Origin of the sequence: Pseudomonas cimarronensis (genome assembly GCF_049331905.1) — a bacterium.
Taxonomy (GTDB): Bacteria; Pseudomonadota; Gammaproteobacteria; order Pseudomonadales; family Pseudomonadaceae; genus Aquipseudomonas.
Window position 1 is genome coordinate 85,616 of the sequence record NZ_CP186283.1, and the last position, 19,118, is coordinate 104,733.

Annotated in this window: 17 protein-coding genes and 1 pseudogene; 6 read left to right on the forward strand and 12 right to left on the reverse strand. The window is 59.4% G+C overall.

The genetic code is table 11. The annotated features are described in order from the left end of the window. Positions 1–32: 32 nt before the first annotated feature. The 6 genes and pseudogenes from ACOCLD_RS00400 to ACOCLD_RS00425 all read right to left on the reverse strand — a co-directional run bounded on the left by ACOCLD_RS00400 (position 33) and on the right by ACOCLD_RS00425 (position 7,214). Positions 33–785, reverse strand: a complete 753-nt coding sequence (locus ACOCLD_RS00400; protein ID WP_422910420.1) for a hypothetical protein — start codon at positions 783–785, stop codon at positions 33–35. Continuing rightward, on the reverse strand, positions 757–3,147 hold the full coding sequence (locus ACOCLD_RS00405) for an N-6 DNA methylase (protein WP_422910421.1): 2,391 nt from the start codon (positions 3,145–3,147) through the stop codon (positions 757–759). Before ACOCLD_RS00405 ends, ACOCLD_RS00400 begins: the two co-directional genes overlap by 29 nt. 15 nt (positions 3,148–3,162) lie before the next feature. Beyond that, positions 3,163–3,621: a MerR family transcriptional regulator gene (locus ACOCLD_RS00410; RefSeq protein WP_422910422.1), complete on the reverse strand. Its 459-nt coding sequence runs from the start codon at positions 3,619–3,621 to the stop codon at positions 3,163–3,165. Positions 3,622–3,729: 108 nt separating this feature from the next. Continuing rightward, a pseudogene (locus ACOCLD_RS00415) lies at positions 3,730–4,349 on the reverse strand (HipA domain-containing protein); the annotation flags it as partial. A 286-nt stretch (positions 4,350–4,635) separates the two neighbouring features. Then, positions 4,636–5,997 carry a putative bifunctional diguanylate cyclase/phosphodiesterase gene (locus ACOCLD_RS00420; RefSeq protein ID WP_422910423.1) on the reverse strand — a complete coding sequence of 454 codons (1,362 nt, stop codon included), beginning with the start codon at positions 5,995–5,997 and terminating at the stop codon, positions 4,636–4,638. 131 nt (positions 5,998–6,128) lie between these two features. After that, positions 6,129–7,214 carry a GGDEF domain-containing protein gene (locus ACOCLD_RS00425; protein WP_422910424.1) on the reverse strand — a complete coding sequence of 362 codons (1,086 nt, stop codon included), beginning with the start codon at positions 7,212–7,214 and terminating at the stop codon, positions 6,129–6,131. A 294-nt stretch (positions 7,215–7,508) separates the two neighbouring features. On the opposite strand from ACOCLD_RS00425, the gene tyrS reads away from it, so the two are divergent. After that, positions 7,509–8,750: a tyrosine--tRNA ligase gene (gene tyrS / locus ACOCLD_RS00430; RefSeq protein WP_422910425.1), complete on the forward strand. Its 1,242-nt coding sequence runs from the start codon at positions 7,509–7,511 to the stop codon at positions 8,748–8,750. A gap of 238 nt (positions 8,751–8,988) precedes the next feature. On the opposite strand, the gene speB is transcribed toward tyrS, so the two are convergent. Beyond that, a complete protein-coding gene (gene speB / locus ACOCLD_RS00435) occupies positions 8,989–9,960 on the reverse strand; it encodes an agmatinase (protein ID WP_422910426.1) in 972 nt (323 codons plus the stop codon). A gap of 10 nt (positions 9,961–9,970) precedes the next feature. Beyond that, entirely contained in the window at positions 9,971–11,050 is a 1,080-nt protein-coding gene (locus ACOCLD_RS00440; RefSeq protein WP_422910427.1) for a polyamine ABC transporter substrate-binding protein, read from the reverse strand. A gap of 112 nt (positions 11,051–11,162) precedes the next feature. Here ACOCLD_RS00440 and ACOCLD_RS00445 point away from each other — a divergent pair, with 112 nt between their 5' ends. Continuing rightward, a complete protein-coding gene (locus ACOCLD_RS00445) occupies positions 11,163–12,077 on the forward strand; it encodes a LysR family transcriptional regulator (RefSeq protein ID WP_422910428.1) in 915 nt (304 codons plus the stop codon). On the opposite strand, the gene ACOCLD_RS00450 is transcribed toward ACOCLD_RS00445, so the two are convergent. From ACOCLD_RS00450 to ACOCLD_RS00460, 3 genes are all read right to left on the reverse strand, one after another. Continuing rightward, positions 12,074–12,277, reverse strand: a complete 204-nt coding sequence (locus ACOCLD_RS00450) for a hypothetical protein (RefSeq protein WP_422910429.1) — start codon at positions 12,275–12,277, stop codon at positions 12,074–12,076. The genes ACOCLD_RS00445 and ACOCLD_RS00450 overlap by 4 nt on opposite strands. Before the next feature lie 177 nt (positions 12,278–12,454). Then, on the reverse strand, positions 12,455–14,395 hold the full coding sequence (locus ACOCLD_RS00455) for a M48 family metalloprotease (RefSeq protein WP_422910430.1): 1,941 nt from the start codon (positions 14,393–14,395) through the stop codon (positions 12,455–12,457). Positions 14,396–14,407: 12 nt separating this feature from the next. Further along, positions 14,408–15,004, reverse strand: coding sequence for a LemA family protein (locus ACOCLD_RS00460; protein WP_422910431.1), 597 nt, complete (start codon positions 15,002–15,004; stop codon positions 14,408–14,410). A gap of 196 nt (positions 15,005–15,200) precedes the next feature. On the opposite strand from ACOCLD_RS00460, the gene ACOCLD_RS00465 reads away from it, so the two are divergent. The 4 genes from ACOCLD_RS00465 to ACOCLD_RS00480 all read left to right on the forward strand — a co-directional run bounded on the left by ACOCLD_RS00465 (position 15,201) and on the right by ACOCLD_RS00480 (position 18,303). Then, positions 15,201–15,791, forward strand: a complete 591-nt coding sequence (locus tag ACOCLD_RS00465; protein WP_422910432.1) for a TetR/AcrR family transcriptional regulator — start codon at positions 15,201–15,203, stop codon at positions 15,789–15,791. Then, the gene (locus tag ACOCLD_RS00470) at positions 15,788–16,666 is read left to right on the forward strand and encodes an alpha/beta fold hydrolase (protein ID WP_422910433.1); all 879 of its coding nucleotides are present in this window, start codon (positions 15,788–15,790) and stop codon (positions 16,664–16,666) included. The genes ACOCLD_RS00465 and ACOCLD_RS00470 overlap by 4 nt, the downstream gene beginning before the upstream one ends. A 26-nt stretch (positions 16,667–16,692) precedes the next feature. After that, a complete protein-coding gene (locus ACOCLD_RS00475) occupies positions 16,693–17,100 on the forward strand; it encodes a PaaI family thioesterase (RefSeq protein ID WP_422910434.1) in 408 nt (135 codons plus the stop codon). Positions 17,101–17,646: 546 nt separating this feature from the next. Continuing rightward, the gene (locus ACOCLD_RS00480; protein WP_422910435.1) at positions 17,647–18,303 is read left to right on the forward strand and encodes an endonuclease I family protein; all 657 of its coding nucleotides are present in this window, start codon (positions 17,647–17,649) and stop codon (positions 18,301–18,303) included. Positions 18,304–18,324: 21 nt separating this feature from the next. Here the strand turns inward: ACOCLD_RS00480 and hutC are convergent, their stop codons facing one another. Then, positions 18,325–19,041 (reverse strand): histidine utilization repressor, encoded by a 717-nt coding sequence (hutC, locus tag ACOCLD_RS00485; protein WP_422910436.1) that lies wholly within the window; start codon positions 19,039–19,041, stop codon positions 18,325–18,327. Positions 19,042–19,118 lie beyond the last annotated feature (77 nt).

Consider the following 19,118-nt stretch of genomic DNA (forward strand, 5'->3'; position numbering starts at 1 on the left):
TATCAGCTCTGTAGTCCTGCTGTATCAATAAATTAACCGCCAGGTATAAAGTCCATCGGGGCCTGAGCAGAAGAAGATGCTACCACCCCACTTTTGGCGACGACCAATCCTAGTTGATCCACCATGTACTCTGCCAACCCCCCCAGCCAGTTAAATACTTGCTCATTTTTAACAAAAGGGTGTTGGATAGTCGTGGAAGCTCCAGCATGCCAAGCAGCATTACTAGGAAAATGAATCCGCTCAATCTCAGTGCGGGGCTCAAGACTATTGGAGGTAAAATTAATAGCCTCGTTCTGCCCTCCCCCCGCTGGAGAAAATCCACTTAGATTCTGCTTCGCAACAAGCGACAACCCCAACAAGTGCCAATGGGGCTGAGCGTGCCTGCTACTCCCAATATCTCTACGGTCCCACTCCGCTCTTACTATGGGTTCTAGTTGACGACCGGCAAACAGCGAAACACTCAATGAGGTAAGGGCGTACTTTGTTTCGTATTGATGATCAAACCTCAAACGCACTCCAAAGTAAAAGCTCCCAGGAGTAGAGAATGGCTCGATAGGAACCACAGGCAAGGGAAGAGCAGTATTTACGCGCTCTTCGGTAATTACCCCTGGAACCTGCGTATCAATTAGGCAATAAAATGTTCCCAGCCGATGGCTATCCTTGGGCTTCCTAGATAATTTAAACCTCGACTTGTGCCAGTGTTTCTTTAAAACACTCTCACAGCCACTTATGAGGCTTTCATCATAAGCAAGAAAATCAAGCTCTGGCCGCATAATTGGGGACACCATAAGCTCCGTACACAAACTCGTCTAGCTCAGCCCTATCTAGACGCTCCCCAGAAGAAAGCTTTTCACCCCACAATGCTAAATCACGCAGGACTCTGGAATTTGCTTGTGTTGGGGCAAGCAGAGGAATCTCCCCAACGTACTTGCTAGATAGATCCCACTGACCTCCGCCTACCTGGACAGAGGACTGAGAAAGAAGAAGCTCCCCAAGCGAGCTTGCAAGTATAGCCACGACAGCTAGTGAATACTCTTGACTTGAGATATGGGCCCAATTCTTTTTGGAGTCCCGCGGCACCCAACCATGGCCGACAACCACAACATAGTCCCCAGTTTCATCCCAAGCAAATGATCCACTTTTCCCAAAGTACTTAGATACTAATTTTGGCTTAATTTCGTACTGCCATTCTCTAGGCCAAATCAACCCCCACCATGGCTGCCCTGCTTTTTCCAAGCTCTTCCTAGAGCTCAGCTCTCGCTTGTTGCGCCCCAAGCATTCCGAATAATATTTCGGAACTAAGCGCTGCAGGTCCTGCTCACTCTCGATACGCTCTAAGCCTTTAGTATACGGATAAAATATATACGAGCCCGCAGCCAGCTTAGACTCTGAAAGATTGGCATTGGTTACTGCAGGGCGGAAGTATTTTCTCTCTTCAACATCCAAACTTTCCACAAAAGACGGCAAAACCAAGAAAGCATCACTACCCATCCTAACCCCCTGATGGATGTGAAATATACTCTTAGCGCTGACTATACCGCTGCGCTCATTCAGGAGTTTACCTAATGCCCATCCTTCATATGGCTTAGGGAGCCATGAGCGCGCATCACTTCCTACACTTGGATCTCGATAAATGGAGTAGCCATCTTCGTTAATGGATAAATTGGATTCAAGCTGATATCTACGCAGCCCTCGGAGAGCTTCGCCTACGGAGCTTGGCCGAGGATCAGTCCAAACAAGAGCAGCTGGTCTTCCGGCTCTTCCCCGCTTAGCCACAAACAGCCCAGACTGAACTGTTGCATGAGTATAAAGTGAGGGGTTTGCCAGATTCACAATTACAGTTGGGACCACCACATCAAGTAATGTTTCACGTAGCCTTCTAGCAGAGGAAGCGTCGAAGAATGATCTTGGCGCCACACTCGCAAGCACACCGCCTGGCACCAAAGCAGCACTAGCACGACTGATGAACACCGAAGCCAAGTTAGGTTTATTACTCTGAAGCCCACTAAGCTGTAACTGAACAGCGTCTTGCTCCTCGAGTGTCATCTGCTGCCAGGATTTAAAGGGAGGATTCATGAGAACGACGTTCACATCGGTAGGCCATTGAGGTGCAGTAACGGAGTTCACGCACTCAATCTCTATCTGCACACGACCGTTCCAGCCCTGCACTTCCCAGCCAAGACTAAACTTAGCAATATCTACAGCGGCATTGGACTGGTCCCAACCGCGCAACACAACACTACCGCTAAATCGCTGAATCTCTAGAATTCTAAGGGCCTCTTTCAGAAGTTCGCCCGACCCACATGCGGGGTCAAAGATCACCACTTTGCTCAAGAGACCTATATCAAGCTCTCGCAGTGCTTCCTCAGCAAGAGTTCTCGCAATAGAAGGAGGGGTGAAATAAGCCCCATCGTTAATCCCTAAAGACCTAGTATTTAGTACAGCATCAAGAGGTCCTAAACCAGGAAGCCACCCCTCATCCGGCAGTTGAACTTGGGCATGAGCCTCTTGGAACAAAGCGCCTGAAGCATGCCGCAGTAACAAGCCAAAGTCTGGCTTGAGCATACGAAACGAGCCAATGCGTCCCAGAAGACGATCAAAATGGTAGCCTTGATCAGCATCATTGATAGTCCCGAACAAGTCTTTGCCAAGTGGAGACACCTGCCAGTCGCTAGGAAGATCCCTACCAGGATTAGTGTCGCTTGCAGCACAGCCTAACAGGTAAAGAAATGCACTCAGGGAACCTGCGCCATCACTACCCTCTCTGAGGCTAGAGCGCAGTGATCTATAAACACCAAGAGCGTGGGACACTACGGAGTTACTGCTATCCGGGGAGCTTTTCTCCAGATATCTATGAAACTCCTCAAGATTCTTACTAACACTAGACGCTGTATACTTCTCAACAGCATCTGGCCTATCCCAACGAACAACCTCTACATAGCCCGGCGACACCGTTATGTGGTGACCTATATTCGAAGACCATGCAATGGCACTTCTTTCTTCGGTTCCAGAGTCAAGCCCTTCATCGAGACAAAAATTCCCTGCAACACCATTCAGAAGGACATGCCTAGTTTCAGTATCCCGCTCTTTATACAAAGAAACCGGCAGCAACCCTAAACCATATTGCCAAGCGCGATGAGACAGCATTATTTGATCCATAAATTATGCCTTCACCGAAACAGCGACCAGTGGAAAAGGAAGACTAATTTGCGGAGCAAGGTCACCAGCATCACGCAAACTGTTCAACAATTCATTAATACACTTCATCAATGGCAGTACTATTTCTAAAGTCCCATCTGAACGCCAAGTTCTTATATTCGCGCACTGCACTTTCATTTCCAGAGGCTGTATCACCAAAATCGCGTGCTCACCGGCCTCTAAAAGAGCTGGTGTTTTACAAGCAGCAAAAATTTCTTCTGCAATAGCGGTCACTGAGCCAATAGCGACTCCCGCCTGTGTCACCAGCAGATTAACTGCCTTTAATGCAACAAGATCCCAAAAAGAGAAACAAGCTGAATGCCCCCGGCGATTAGCTAAAGGGGGCAAAGCCTTCCGCCAGTAACGTAACGTCTGCTGGCCTATACCGATAGCAGACAAAACCTGTTGCGGTGTGTAGTTCATGAGGCAGCCAATTTGTTGTTAACAACCAATTCGATGGTTGCAGTGTACCCACTGCCCGCCAGTTCGTCGAGTTAATGAATAGGGGGACAGACCACGGCGCACAGAGAATTAATGGTCACCTCCCTGTTCACCCCCGTTGCTATCACCAACCTGTGCGTGCATTAGCCCAACGTCTGCACAAAACGGCGCGGCACACGGCCTAATCGCCGCGACGACATGCGTCGCCCGCTCGCATAACTTGGTCGAACGGGCCAGCACTCGCTCCAGCGCGCTCAACCTCTCACGAACTACCTTTGCTGGCCTTACCACAAACCTGAGCGAGGTCCAGCAGCCCCTGCCGAGACGCAAATGGCGACTTGTTGCCGACTAGATCCAGCGCTAATACGTCCTCTGGACATAGGCCGCGGTGTTGACGATATCGCAGGCAAGAGCCAGCCGCGCATCGCGCTGGCTCGGATCGGAACACACCAGGCCGAAGCTTCAGGTGAGAATCACCCTTACCGACGATGCAGCTCAGGGCCACTATGGCAAACAGCTCCGCCAGCGCGCCCTCCACCTGCTCAGGCGTGCAACAGACGGATAGCCTTGGTGATGGCGGAGAGGTAGAACTCCGGCACCGCAATCCCTGCCTCCCTGGCCACGATCGTGTAAAACAACTCGTTGATGGCCAGCCCCGGATCTTGACCGATCTTCATAATTAGGTCAGATGTTTTCGAGGTGAAGCACTGTTACGCAAGCAAAACCTGACCGTTTCGCGGTACAAAAAACAGTACGCTGACGGTACAGTGCCCAGCTTTTACAGTTTTCGCTAAATTACGTTTAACCCGCTCTACGACGCTACTTTAAGCTTACTGTACCTGCGCTAAGCTACGCCCGGTTTTACTGGGTTTGCAGCGTTTCTAGGCAACTCATAATCCTTTGGTCCACGGTTCGAGTCCGTGTGGGCCCACCAAACAAAAAGCCGCGCAGTGCGCGGCTTTTGCGTTTCTGGCTACGGGGTTTCTTGTCTGCTGTTCAGCCGTTTCGCCGTTCTACAAACTCGCTAAACGCCTGTAGCGGCAACGGCTTGCTGAATAGGTAGCCCTGAAACTGCATGCAGCCATTACTGAGCAGGAACTGTTGCTGGGCTTCGGTTTCCACGCCTTCGGCGATGACGGTCATGCCCATGCTTTGCCCGAGGGCGATCACGGTGCGCACGATGGTTTCGCTGCTGCTGTCGGTGAGGACATCGCAGATAAATGAGCGGTCGATCTTCAGGGTGTTGAGCGGCAGGCGTTTGAGGTGGCTGAGGGAAGAGAAGCCGGTGCCGAAGTCGTCCAGGGAAAAGCGCACGCCGCGCTCGACCAGCGCCGTCATCTTGCGCAGCAGATCGTCGATGTCCTGCACGATCAGGGTTTCGGTGAGTTCCAGGTCGAGTCGGCGGGCGTCGATGGCGTGTTCGTCGATCAAGCGCAGCATGTCTGCAACGAAGCTGGCCTGACGAAACTGTTTCTGGCTGATATTTACCGCCAGGCCGATGCTGGCGTAACGCGGATCGTCGCGCCAGATACGCAGCTGACGAACGGCCTGTTCCAGCACCCATTGGCCAATGGGGATGATCATGCCGGTCTTTTCCGCATGGCCGATAAACTCAACCGGGGCCACCAGGCCGCGCTGCGGGTGTTGCCAGCGAATCAGTACTTCGGCACCAATCACCTTGCCGGCGCGATTGAGCTGGGGCTGGTAATGCAACACGAACTGCTGCTCACGCAGCGCCACTTCCAGGTCACGATCAAGCATCGAGCGTTCAGCGGCATCACTCTGCAGAATGTGCAGCAGGGCAAACAGCATCAGCATGGCCGCCCCACTCTGCACCCAGGAACCGTTCACCCGTACCTCATCCGGCAGGTGGTAAGCGCTGGTCGGGCTCCAGGATGAAGAGGCGAGCACAATGAACAGGCCCAGGCAGAACAGTGCAACGCCGTAGCGCAGCCACATCCGCTCATCACGAAAGGCCATCAACGCGGCCACGGCAATCGGCAGCAGGTAGAGGTGCGTGGCCCGCGGGGCCGCTGCGGTGTGGGGGTCCATCAACAAGGTGGTGGCGACGATCACCAGGATGATCACGCCGAACAGCAGCAGATTGGCCAGGCGCACGCGGTTGCGTAGGGTCAGGACAAATACGCCGATGCCACAGAAGATCATCAGCAGGTCCATCATCACGATGCCCCACTCGCCGCGCAGACTGAAGAAGAGGCCCCAGAAGCTGCCGACCAGCAGCAATACCAAGCTGGCAAGCATGCGCATGCGCCGTTCACGACGCTGACCGACCAGGGCCAGATCGGGCGCATGCCAGAGTTTGATGACCTGTTTGAGAAAGGCGGAAAGGACGGTCATGAAAAGTCCCTGAGTGACCATAAGCGTCGCCAAGGAGGTCGTCCGAAGGCATGCCAACGCAGCGGTTTATCGATAAGCCAAGTTGAGTGTAGACGCCGTAGCAGAGGCGCTACGGACGATTCGCATGCCGCCTACTCGTCGCCGCGTTCAGCCACAGCGCTATGCGGGCCCACCAGGCAATTGCGGCCCTGTTCCTTACCGCGATACAGGCGCTGATCGGCGCAGCGATACAGCTGCTCGGCCGTGCGGCCATCGACGGGCCATTCGGCCAGGCCGAAGGTGGCCGATAGCGCGATGTCCTGATCGCCGTATCGCATCGGCTGGCTGCACAGCCGCGCGCGCAGACCTTCCACCAGCGACTCGGCACCCTGACTCTCGGTATTGCGCAAGAGCAGGCCGAATTCTTCCCCGCCAAGACGGCCGAGGGTGTCCGTGGCGCGCAAGCGCTGGCCAAGGCTGTTGCAGATATGCCGCAGAGCCTGGTCGCCGGCATCGTGACCGTACTGGTCATTGACCGCCTTGAAATAGTCGACATCCAGCACCACCAGCACCAGCCTGGATTGGCTGCGCTGCGCCTCGCGGATGCTCTGCTCCAGGCTTTGCTGAAAGCTGCCACGGTTGGCCACGCCGGTCAGAGCATCGGTGCGCGCCATATGCTGCAACTTCTGGTAGGCCGTGGCGCGGCGCGCTTCGTAGAGGTAAACGAAGACCAGAATCATCAGTCCGCAGAACACCGCGTTGCCGAGGTCGATCAGGCTTTCGGCATCGCGTTGGATCGGGTAGGTGTACAGATACAGCAGACAGGCGCCAAGGATGAAAGGCAGCGCCAGCAAGCTGCCGCGCTTGAGGCCGAGCAGCAGGTAGGACAGCACGGGGATGCTGTAAACCCAGACAAAAGCGGTTTTCGAGGCGTTGGGAATAACGATGATGTACAGCAGAAAGCTGAAGGTCGGCAGCAGATAGAGGTAGATCCAGGGCAGCAGATTGCGCACCCGGACAATTCGCCACGCGCCCCACAGTAACGTTGCGGTGGCGACCAGCTCGAAACTGGCGAACAGATAATTCCCGGCCATAAATTGCAGCGCGCAGAACACCCCGAGGGTCAGCCCGGTGCTGGCAAAGATCATGCGGATCAGCGAACGCTGGCCGACGTCCTGCATATCGTCGACAGCAGCGGTGCTGTCATTGCCCGGTTTGCTTCGCGGTCGAAAAAACATGGCCCGGCGCTGTGTGGATGGCGGATTGATGGCTCACTGTGCCTCAACTAACAGGGCCTTGACCAGCCAGGCAGTGCACGAGCCGCCGACCACAGGCGGTTGACTTGCTCGCCACAGCCCGTAAAGTGCCGCCCATGCACAAGCACATCTGCCCAATTTCCGCGTTCTATTACGCCCTGCCCCCTCTCACCAGGCGGTAGATGCGTTGTTGCATGTCCGATCCGCCTGAGGCGGCTCGGATAGCACACCCTCACTCCAGTCTCCTCAGGCCTTTGCCTTAACCAGGAGACACGTATGCCCCGTAACACCCTTGATCTGCTCGACCAGCTCGCTACCCGTGGTTTTATCCACCAGAGCACCGACCTCGATGGCCTGCGCCTGGCGCTCAACCAGGGCCCGATCACCTTCTACCTCGGTTTTGATGCCACGGCGGACAGCCTGCACGTCGGCCATTTGCAGGCGTTGATGCTGATGCGCCACCTGCAGCGCGCCGGGCACAAGCCGATCCTGCTGATCGGCGGCGCCACCACGCGCATCGGCGACCCGAGTTTTCGCGACAGCAGCCGGCCAGTGCTGACGCAAGCGCAGATCCAGCACAACATCGCCGGGATTACCGGCTGCTTTGCCCGCTACATCCAACTGGGCGACGGCCCCAGCGACGGCCTGGTGGTGGACAACGCCGACTGGCTGGACGGCATCGGCTACCTGCAGTTTCTCGATCAGGTCGGCCGGCATTTCTCCATCAACCGCCTGCTGACCTTCGACGCCGTGCGCAACCGCCTGGAGCGCGAGCACTCGCTGAGTTTTCAGGAGTTCGGCTACACCCTGCTGCAGGCCCATGACTTCACCGAGCTGGCGCGCCGGCACAATTGCACCCTGCAACTGGGCGGCGCCGACCAGTGGGCCAATATCATCAATGGTGTGGAGCTGGGCCGACGCCAGGGCTGCCAGCCGCTGTTCGGCCTGACCATGCCGCTGCTGACTACCCGTGACGGGCGTAAGATGGGCAAGTCCGCCAGCGGCGCGGTGTGGCTAAATGGCGACAAGCTCGCGCCTTACGACTTCTGGCAGTTCTGGCGCAATTGCGATGATGCCGATGTGGGCCGTTTTCTCGCCCTGTTCAGCGAACTGCCGCTGGATGAAGTGGCGCGTTTGAGTGCACTCGAAGGCGCCGAGCTGAACCAGGCGAAAATCATCCTGGCCAACGCCGCCACCGCCTTGGCCCATGGTGAGCAGGCCGCACGCGACGCCGAAGCCACTGCCCTGGCGTTGTTTAGCACGCAGGACACGCATGCCGAGCTGCCGCAACTCAGCGTGAGCGCAGAGGATCTGGCCGGCGGTCTCAGCCTCACCGACCTGCTGCTGCGCCATGATCTTCAGCCCTCACGCAGCGCAGTGCGCCGCCTGGCGAGCGGCGGCGGCCTGCTGCTGGATGGCGAACGCCAGAGCAACCCGGACCAGCCGCTGCAGGCCTGGCAATTGGGGCGCAGGCTCAGCCTGGGCAAGAAACGCCATTACCTGTTGCAGGCGCAGTAACGCGCGGGTCTCGGTTTTATCGTGGGCATGGCCCGTTCCCACAAGATAGCCACGTTCGTGGGAGGGGCTTGGCGGCATGCCGCTTTAGCCGCGACAGCAGCCGCTAAAAGCTCGCCGCTAAAGCGCCTTCCACACATCACACACGGCAGGCTTAGTCGTAGGGTGGACCCCGCTTTACCGGTTCACCAAGGGCCACCGTGCGGACAGGCCATGGTGGAAATAAACCGCGATTTCCACCCTACAGTTTTTCGCCCAACTTATGCCGCGCGGCATACAAACACACCAATTCCATCGCCACCGTGGCGCCGGCCAGGGCGGTGACTTCGGCGTGGTCATAGGGTGGTGAGACTTCCACCACGTCCATGCCGACCAGATTGATTCCACGCAGCGCACGGAGGATTTCCAGCGCCTGATGGCTGCTCAGGCCGCCGCATACCGGCGTACCGGTGCCGGGGGCGAAAGCCGGATCGAGGCAGTCGATATCGAAGGTCAGGTACACCGGGTTGTCGCCGACCCGCGCGCGGATTTGCGCGGCGATCTGCTCCGGGGTGCTACGGTGCACCTGGCGCGCATCCAGCACCTGAAAGCCCATCACATCGTCATTGGTGGTGCGCAGGCCGATCTGCACCGAACGCGATGGATCAACCAGGCCCTCGCGGGCGGCGTGGTAGAACATGGTGCCGTGGCTGACACCCTGCTCGCTGTCGTCGAGATCCGGCCAGGTGTCGCTGTGCGCATCGAAATGCACCAATGACAGCGCGCCGTGTTTGCGCGCATGGGCCTTGAGCAGCGGGTAGCTGATGAAGTGGTCGCCGCCCAGGGTGAGCATGGCACAGCCGGCCTGGACGATATGTTCGGCATGCGCCTCGATGGCCGCTGGAATCCTGTGCGGCAGGGCGTGATCGAAATTGCAGTCGCCATAGTCGATCACCGCCAGGTGGTCGAAGGGGTCGAACTCCCAGGGGTAATGCCGCTCCCAGGCGCTGGTGATCGACGCCGCACGAATCGCGCGCGGGCCAAAGCGGGTGCCGGGGCGGTTGGTGGTGGCGGTGTCGAAGGGCACCCCACTGACCACCAGGTCCACGCCCTGCAGGTCGCGGCTGTAGCGCCGGCGCATAAAGCTGGTGACGCCCGCATAGGTCGGCTCGGAGAAGGTGCCGTAGAGGCTGTCGCGGGTGAAGGCCAGGTCGTTGCCGTTGAATGCTTCCATTGCCTTGTCCTCAATACTGACTGCGGAATGTGGTCCAGATGCGCGTGCGCTCACGCTGTTGGCGCAGCGGCATCAGCTGCTCGGCAAACAGCCGTGCGCGCACCGCTTCATCGGGGTAGATATCGGCATCGCCGCTGATCGCCGGGTCGACCAGCGCCGTGGCAGCCTGGTTGGCGTTGGCGAAGAACACGCTGTTGGTCAGTTCGGCGATAGCCTCGGGGCGTAGCATGTAATCGATAAAGGCGTGAGCGGCCTTGGGGTGCGGTGCGTCAGCCGGGATGGCCATGGTGTCGAACCACAGCAGCGTGCCTTCACGCGGGATGCGGTACTGCACTTCGAACGGCTGCTTGGCCTCCGCGGCGTTGGCCGCCGCCATATAGGCGTCGCCGTTGTAGGTCAGCGCCAGGCAGATTTCGCCCTTGGCCAGGTCATTGATATGCCGGCCGGCACCGACGTAACGCAGATTGGGTTGCAGCTGGGCCAACAACTGCGCCACCGCATCAAGGTCGGCGCGCTCGCTGCTGTAAGGGTCTTTGCCGAGGTAATTGAGGACGATGCTGATCACTTCCTGCGGCGAGTCGATCACCGCGATGCCGCAATCCTTGAGCTTGCTGGCGTACTCGGGTTTGAACAGCAGATCCAGGCTGTTCAGTGGTACGCCAGGCAAGCGCTGCTCCAGCGCCTGAAGGTTGAAACCCACGCCGACCGTGCCCCAGGTGTACGGCAGGCCGTACTGATTACCGGGGTCGGCACTGGCAAGTTTGCTCAGCAGCGCCGGGTCGAGGTTCTCCAGATGCGGCAGTTGCGTACGATCCAGCGGCTGCACGGCTTTGGCTTGAATCGCCCGCGCCAGCCCACTGGAGGCCGGGAAGACCACGTCATAACCGCTGCCGCCGGTAAGCAGTTTGCTGTCCAGGGCTTCGGCGCTGTCGAAGATGTCGTATTTGACCTTGATCCCGGTTTCATCCTTGAAGCGCTGCAACGCTTGCTCCGGCAGATAGGCGGACCAGCTGTAGAGGTTCAGGGCTTTCTCTTCGGCCTGGGCGGCGAAGGCGCAACACAACAGCAGCGGAACAAGGGCCTGACGCATAAACATGACCTCGGTGCGGAATGAACTGAGCACATCCTGCCTGCCGGTTTGCTTAGCTTAAATATGAAGTGTTCTACTCTGGCATCGACGTTCATCAATGTTAGGCGCCGTCATGCTCAGCCAGTTACGCGACCTCGACCTGCAGTTGCTGCGCCTGTTTGTCACCGTGGTGGAGTGCGGCGGTTTCAGCGCCGCCCAGGGCGAACTGGGGATTGGCCAGTCGACCATCAGCACGCAGATGGCCAAGCTGGAAACCCGCCTGGGTTTTCGCCTGTGCGAGCGTGGCAAGACGGGCTTTCGCCTGACGCCCAAGGGTGAGCAGGTGCTGAGCGCCACACGCCGGCTGTTCAGTGCCATCGACACCTTCAAGGACGAGGCCCAGGGCATGGCCGACAAGCTGCTCGGCGAACTGCGCATCGGCCTGTCCGAAGGGCTGGCCGCGCAGGTGCTGGAACAGGTGGCCGAGGCCATCCAGCGCTTTCGCGCACGCAACCAGGCGGTGCAGATCGAGTTGCTCACCGCCATGCCCGCCGAACTGGAGCGCCGCCTGCTGCAAGACCAGCTGCACCTGGCCATCGGCTACTTCTCCGGTAACCAGAGTGCACTGGACTATCACCCGCTGTTTCGCGAGCGCCAGGTGCTGTATTGCGCCGCAGGGCATCCATTGTTCCACCGCCGGCCGATCAGCCGGGCCGACCTGCAACAGGCGGACAGCGTGCACCACCCTTACCGCTTTGTGCAGGCACGCGAGCCGCTGCAAAGCAGCACCAGCTCAGCGCAGACCGAACAGGTCGACGGCGCCCTGGCCTTTATCCTCTCCGGCAGGCACATCGGCTACCTGCCGGAGCACATCGCCGCGCCCTGGCAGGCCACGGGGCGTCTGCGCGCGCTCGAAGCCAACAGCCTGGGCTTCGACGTGCAGTTCCACCTGGCCAGCCATCGCGGCCAGCATCCTGGCGATGCGCAGCGGGCGTTTGTCGAGGACCTGCTGCAGGCGTTCAGCGCCAGCCCGTCGACCAGCACTTAACGCCGCGGCACAGACTCAGGCCCAGGTGCCTGCTGTAACTGCGTACTCAGGCGGTCAATCGCGGCAATCGTCTGGCTGATGTCGTGATGGATACTCGGCACGCCCAGGCAAAGCCAGGGCGATGCGCCAGTCGATAGCGGCTCGGCCTCCAGTTGCAGCTGTGGGTCGAAGAGATCGTGGGTCAGGGGAAGCAGGTGCATGACAGACTCCTTGCCGGACAACCCGGCGTGACGTTTAAGGTCAGGAGGCAGTAAACAAGTGGCCAATCGGCCAAGGGGCAGGTCTTGTAGCTATGGCCCAAGCATCGGCGCCCGAAGTGACAAGTTGATGACCGGGCGGAGCCTGCCTATGCAGACTCCGCCGCGAAGCCGACGGCGTCAACCTGCCAGCGGCCCGTTGGTCGAATGCAGCAGCGGCGGCAGCGGACAATCCAGCAGGTCGGCCACCGCACGCAACAACTCGGCTTCGGCAACCTCAATACGTCCGTCATGCTCGATGCAACGCGCCATGGCCTTGAGCAGCCGTGGCTTCTGCAAGGGCTGTAACTGGTTGAGCCGTTTGAGCGCAGCCTCCAGGGCTTTCAGATCACACTGCGCTGCCGGCAACAGATTGAGCGTGGTGTAGGGCAATTCGCCCGCCGCATGCGCCAGAGCGGTCTGCGCCTGCTCTGGCAGGATGCTGCCAGCCCGCGCCAGAAACGACAGCAGTACCTGCGCTTCGTCCGCCAGTTCCAGCAGGTGAAAGTGGCCACTGAGCCGGCGGCTGGGCGCCAGGTTGCGCTCGACAATACGCAGCAACGTCCACTCCAGCAGCTCAACCTGGCCATCGGCACGGATCAGCCGCGCCATCAGCGCACACAGCGTGGCCGCCTGCTCGGTGCCCAGCTGCTTGAGCGCCGGCATGGCCAGGTCCAGCACGGTCAGCCGCTGGTTGCCAGGCAACTGCCGCAGCGGTTGCTCCAGCGCCTGCACATGGTCCATCAGCTCGGCGCTAAGCAGTGGTTTGAGCATCTGCAGTTGCTGCTCACGCAAGGGCGCAGCGGGAGCCAGCAATAATCCATACAGCAAGGCCTGGGCGCCGATACCATGGTGCGCCGCCTGACGCAGCGCCGGGTGCAGCTCATCCAGCACCTTGTGCGCTTGCTGCAAGTGCGCCGCACGCGGCTCGCCAATGCTGGCGATCGCTACCGTGGCCGAAGCAGCGCTGAAGCCGGCCAGGGCCTGATCCCAACCCTGGGCCACGCTACGTTGATCTGCCGTGGCATCGGCGGGCAGCACACTGAGGATCGAGACAGCCGGATAGCGCCCATCCCACTCCGGCGTAATACGCCGAATCCGCTCATCCAGTGGCGGATGGGTCGCCAGCATGCCCTCCAGCGCGCGGCTGATACCGGCGGCGAAATACATATGGCTGAACTCGGCCGCATGTCCGGCGCGCAATTGCGAACCGTACTGGTTGCCACCAATCTTCTGCAGCGCTCCGGCAATGCTCTGCGGATTGCGGGTGAACTGCACCGCCGAAGCATCGGCGAGAAACTCGCGTTGCCGGCTCACGGCGGCCTTGATCAGACTGCCGAAGAAGGTTCCGGCATAGCCCAGCAGCCACAAGATGCCGCCCACCGCGATGATCGCCGCCGCCGAGTTGTTGCGGCTGGAGCGCGAACTGCCACGGGAGCTGCTGCGCAGCAGAAAGCCACCGATCAGCCCCAACAGCAGAATGCCATGCAGCACTGCCACCAGGCGGGTGTTGAGGCGCATATCGCCGTGGAAGATATGGCTGAACTCGTGGGCAATCACCCCCTGCAACTCTTCACGCGAGAGCAGGCTGATCGCCCCACGGGTAATCCCGATCACCGCATCCTGCGGCGTCAGGCCAGCGGCAAAGGCATTGATCCCGGCGTCATCCAGCACATACACCGGCGGCACCGACGTGCCCGAGGCCAAGGCCATCTCCTCCACCACATTGAGCAGGCGCTGTTCTTCCAGGCTCTGCGGCGCGAGGTTGATCAAACGCCCACCCAACCGCTCGGCCACTGCCTGACCGCCGCGACTGAGCTGCAAGCCCTTGTAGATACTGCCCAGCAACACCACGCCGATTACGCCCAGGGCTACCATGCCCACCAGCCGCCAGCTGGGCAATAGCCCACTCGGAGCATCACTGGCCAGCCAGAGCGAGCTATGGCTTTGCCCAAACAATTGCCAGACCACGCCCAACGCCAGGCTGGTCAGGGTGATCAGGCTGAGCACCGCCAATACCATCAGAATTAGCAGACGCCCACTGTTACGCCGAGCGCGATCCTGTTGCTCGAAGAAATTCATCCCTGAGAGCCCTTAGAACGATACCTTCGGCGCTTCCTGAATCGCCGCGCTGTCGGCGAACTCCAGCAGGCTGGCGTCCTGGGCGTGGCCAAAGCTGGCAGCCAGCAGCACCGGTGGGAACGCCTGCTTGTAGGTGTTGTAGGCCATGACTGCATCGTTGAACGCCTGGCGGGCGAAGGCCACCTTGTTCTCGGTGCTGCTCAGCTCTTCACTGAGCTGCTGCATATTCGCCGAGGCCTTGAGATCCGGGTAAGCCTCAAGCGTGACATTCAGGCGACCCAGGGCGCTATTGAGCAGCCCTTCCGCGCCGCCCAGCTGCGCCATGCTCTGCGCATTGCCCGGCTGCGCGGATGCGGCCTTGAGCCCGGTTACCGCGTTGTTGCGCGCGGCAATCACCGCTTCCAGCGTCTCGCGCTCATGCGCCATATAGCCCTTGGCGGTTTCCACCAGATTGGGGATCAGGTCATAGCGGCGCTTGAGCTGTACTTCGATCTGCGCAAACGCATTCTGAAAGCGGTTACGCAGGGTCACCAACTGGTTGTAGATGCCAATCACGTAAAAAATCAGTGCGGCAACAACCGCCAGGATAATCAGCGTGGAAATGGACATGGGGAAATCCTTATCAGCATGCGGGAGAGAAACAGATGGTAGCGGAAAAGCGCTCAAGGAAATGCTCACCGGCGCACTCTGGCGGCACACCTGAAGGGACGTCGACAGCAAAGCCAACTTATGTCGCGCCATATCGGCTGGCAATGGCGAAGAAAACCCTTGGCAAAATAGACCGACCGGTCTATATATTCAGCCCATGAAGAAGACCTCGACCCGCGACAAACTGATCCACGCCATGGCCGACGCTCTGCAGCGCAAAGGCCTGCACGGCGTTGGCCTGAGTGAGCTGCTGGACATTGCCGGCGCGCCCAAGGGCAGCTTGTACCACCACTTTCCTGGCGGTAAGAGCGAGCTGGCGGTGGCGGCTATCGAGCATATCAGCCGGCATATCGACGGCCTGTTCAGCCAGCTTTTTGCGCAGCAAACCGACCCACTCAAGGCGCTGCACAACTGGTTGCAGGGCGCGCTGCAACAACTGGAGAACAGCCAGTTCGAGCGCGGTTGTCCGCTGGCCACCATCGCTCTGGAAAGCGGTCCGGAAGACGTGGAGATTCGCGCCGCTCTGCAGCGCAGTTTTACCGCCGTGCGCCAGGCATTGGGTGCGCAACTGCATGCCTACGGCTACCCCAGCGAGCAGGCGGATAACCTCGCCGCCCTGTTTGTTGCGCTGTATGAAGGCGGGCTGCTGCAAGCCCGCGTGGCCGGTAGCAGCGAGCCACTGAAGCGCGCCGCCACTGCCCTGTTCAACCTGACCCGCGAACAGTTCCCGGGAGGAGTCCGTCCATGAATACCCCTGTCATTCTTAGCGAGACCGTGCAGCTGCCGGCACTCGACGGTTATCCGCTGACCGCCACGCTGTACCACGCCCCGGAGCCGGTGGCGCAGTTGGTGATTGCCGGCGCCACCGGCGTGCCGCAGGGTTTCTACCGACGCTTTGCCGAATATGCGGCGCAGCGCGGCTACAGCACCCTGACCCTCGATTATCGAGGGATCGGCCAGTCGAAGCCGGCCAGCCTGCGCGGCTTCAAGATGGACTACCTGGATTGGGCACACCTCGATCTCGCGGCGGCCGTCGATCAGCACCGTCATCCGCAGCGGCCGCTGTATATGGTCGGCCACTCCTTTGGCGGGCATGCCTTTGGCCTGCTGCCCAATCATGATCAGGTCCAGGGCTTCTACACCTTCGGCACCGGTGCCGGCTGGCACGGCTGGATGCCCAAGGCCGAACAACTGCGCGTACTGACCATGTGGCGCCTGATCGGCCCACTGATGACCAGTTACAAGGGCTACCTGGCCTGGAGCAAGCTGGGCATGGGCGAAGATTTGCCGCTGGGCGTGTACAAGCAGTGGAAACGCTGGTGCGGCTATCCACGCTACTTCTTCGAAGACCCGCAAATGCCAGGCCTCGCCGAGCGCTTCGCGCAGGTCAGCACGCCAATCATTGCCGCCAACGCGCTGGACGACCTGTGGGCCCCACCGGCCTCGCGCGATGCGTTTATGGCCGCCTACAGCAAGGCGCCCTACCAGGCACGGACCATCGACTCAGCCGCCAGCATCGGCGCGATTGGCCATATGGGCTACTTCCGTCCGGCGGCGCAGGCGCTGTGGGATGAAACGCTAAACTGGTTTACCGAACTACAGAGCCAACGCCAAGCCGCCTGACACCCCAGAGAAAAGAGGTTTCGCTGATGAGTATGATCCCCGCAGGCTTTAGCCCGCTATTCAGAAGCAGCCCTTTCCTTGATTTGCTCGGGCCGATCTACAACCAGCGCAGCGCCACGGGCCTGGTGATTGCTCTGCGCGCCGAGGAGAAACACTGCAATGCGCGCGGTCTGGTGCATGGCGGTGTACTCAGCAGCCTGGCCGATGTGGCCCTGGGCTATAACAGCGCTTTCGCCGAAGAGCCACCAACCCCGCTGGTCACCAGCAGCCTGACCATCGATTACGCCGGCATCGCCAAACTCGGCGACTGGATCAGCATCGAAACCGATGTGCAGAAGGTCGGCAAAAGCCTGGCGTTTGCCAATTGCTATTTTGTCGTCGAGTCGGTGCGTATTGCTCGGGCGAGCGCGGTGTTCAGCGTACTTTCGCGCTGAGTCCTAAACTGCGGAGACAGTGCAGGTTGATGGCGGCTAGAAATGGCCTGAGGCGTGAAGCGCATGGATGCGCTGAGCATAAAAAATCATCTGGAATGATTTTTAACATCGCGCAGCGATGGCCCGAAGGGTGGCTGCCATGGATGGCAAGCCACAAAAACGTCGGGAGCGTTTTTGCGCGCAAGCCCCGAAGGGGTGAAGCACATGGATGCGCTGAGCACAAAAAAGAAAACCCCGCGATTGCGGGGCCTTTGCAGACTGTGTGCTGACATCCTTGATCTGCTTGCCATCCTGGCAGCTGTTCCGCGTATCCCTGTTGCTAAAGTGCGCTTCCTGCGCGACGTCCATGGACAGCAGATTAGCCACCGCCCGGCATTCGGCATAGTGGCGATCTGCGGTACGCCGTGTAAGCCATGGCTTACACGGCGCCTTCCCCGGCAAAACCGAGCAAACGCTTGGCTTTATTTTGTGACGCAGGTCTTGTTAGACTCGATCCCGTCCTACAAAAACAACAGACCCCGTCAACGGTGGTCACTGGGGCCATATATGCGCTCATTGCTTCTTGCCATCGGCTGTCTGACAGCCAGCATCAGCCCACTTGCATCCGCCAATGGGCAAAACCAGCTTTCCGATCCCAAAGCCGCCGTGCAACTGTTCTGGAGCCAGATTTATGGCCAGGGCGGTTCAACGCTGTATTGCGACAAGGCGTTCAGCGAAGAGAACGGTCAGCTCAAGGCCAGCCCGATCTACAGCAGCAAGCAGCTGAAAAGTGCGCTGCGCTGTGTGACCGACCGCCAGTGCGGGATCATGAATCCGCGCTTCGTATATATCGCTTCCGACCTGCACAACCTCTACCCGGCGATGACCCGCGTCGAACTGGTGCGCCGCAATGCGCAGTTCGGCGAGCTGGATGACAGCGTGCCAAGTAAGTTCGCCGACATCGGCTGTGACCTGAAAACCAGCTTCCAGCTGGTCGAGCCGCGTGATGAAGCCAAAGGCAATATCGCCCGGGCGATTTTCTATATGCACGTTGAATACGACCTGCCCATCGTCGGCCAGGTGCAGATGTACAAGAAGTGGCACCAGATGGACCCGCCGGATGCCGAGGAAAAGGCGCGCAACGACAAAATTGCCGGCCTGCAAGGTACCCGTAACCGCTTTATCGACAACCCAGAACTGGTCGAGCAGCAGATCAAAAACTGATCGGGGTCATCCCTCGCTTACTTAGGCGAGGCGTGGTTTGTGCGATGAACGCAGCTTATAGCGATCGCCCGGATGGATCAGCCGGGCGTAGCTGACCAAGTGCTCATCCGACCAGGTTCGACGAATCACACTCAGGCACGGCGCAGTCGGCTCAATGGCCAGCCAACCGGCCACCTGCGCATCGACCAGCACGGCCTCGACCACATGCTCGACGTCGGAAATCGGGCAGCTGCTAACAAGCACCTCGTTGGGCGTCTGCCGGGAGAAATCACTGTCCAGGTAATGCGGCACCCAGCGCGGATTGACAAAGCGGTCTTCCAGCTGGATTGGCACGCCATCCTCGCGGTGCACCAGAATGCTGTGAAACACCTCGGCGCCCAGCCGCAGGCCCAGACGCAACGCCACCTCATCATCCGCCGCCAGCGCCTCACAACGAATGATGTCGTTGCTGTAGACATGCCCACGGCCGCGCACTTCATTGGCAATATTCAGCACTTCATGTAGCGAGGATTCGGCCTTGCGATCGGTGACAAAGGTGCCCAAGCCGGCCTGACGCAGCAGGTAGCCCTTCTGCACCAGATCGCGAATGGCCTTGTTGGCCGTCATCCGGCTGACCCCAAAATCCCGCGCCAACTGCTCTTCCGGCGGAATCTGGTGGTTGACCGGGTAAGCGCCGCTGTGGATGCGCTCCAGCAGGAACGCTTCAATCGCCTTGTAGCGCGGGGTTGTACTGCTCACAGCGGCTCCTTGGGGTGGTCCCGGTGCGCGGATAATAACCGGCTTACCTGCCCTCTCCCACCATGGAAAGGGCTGCA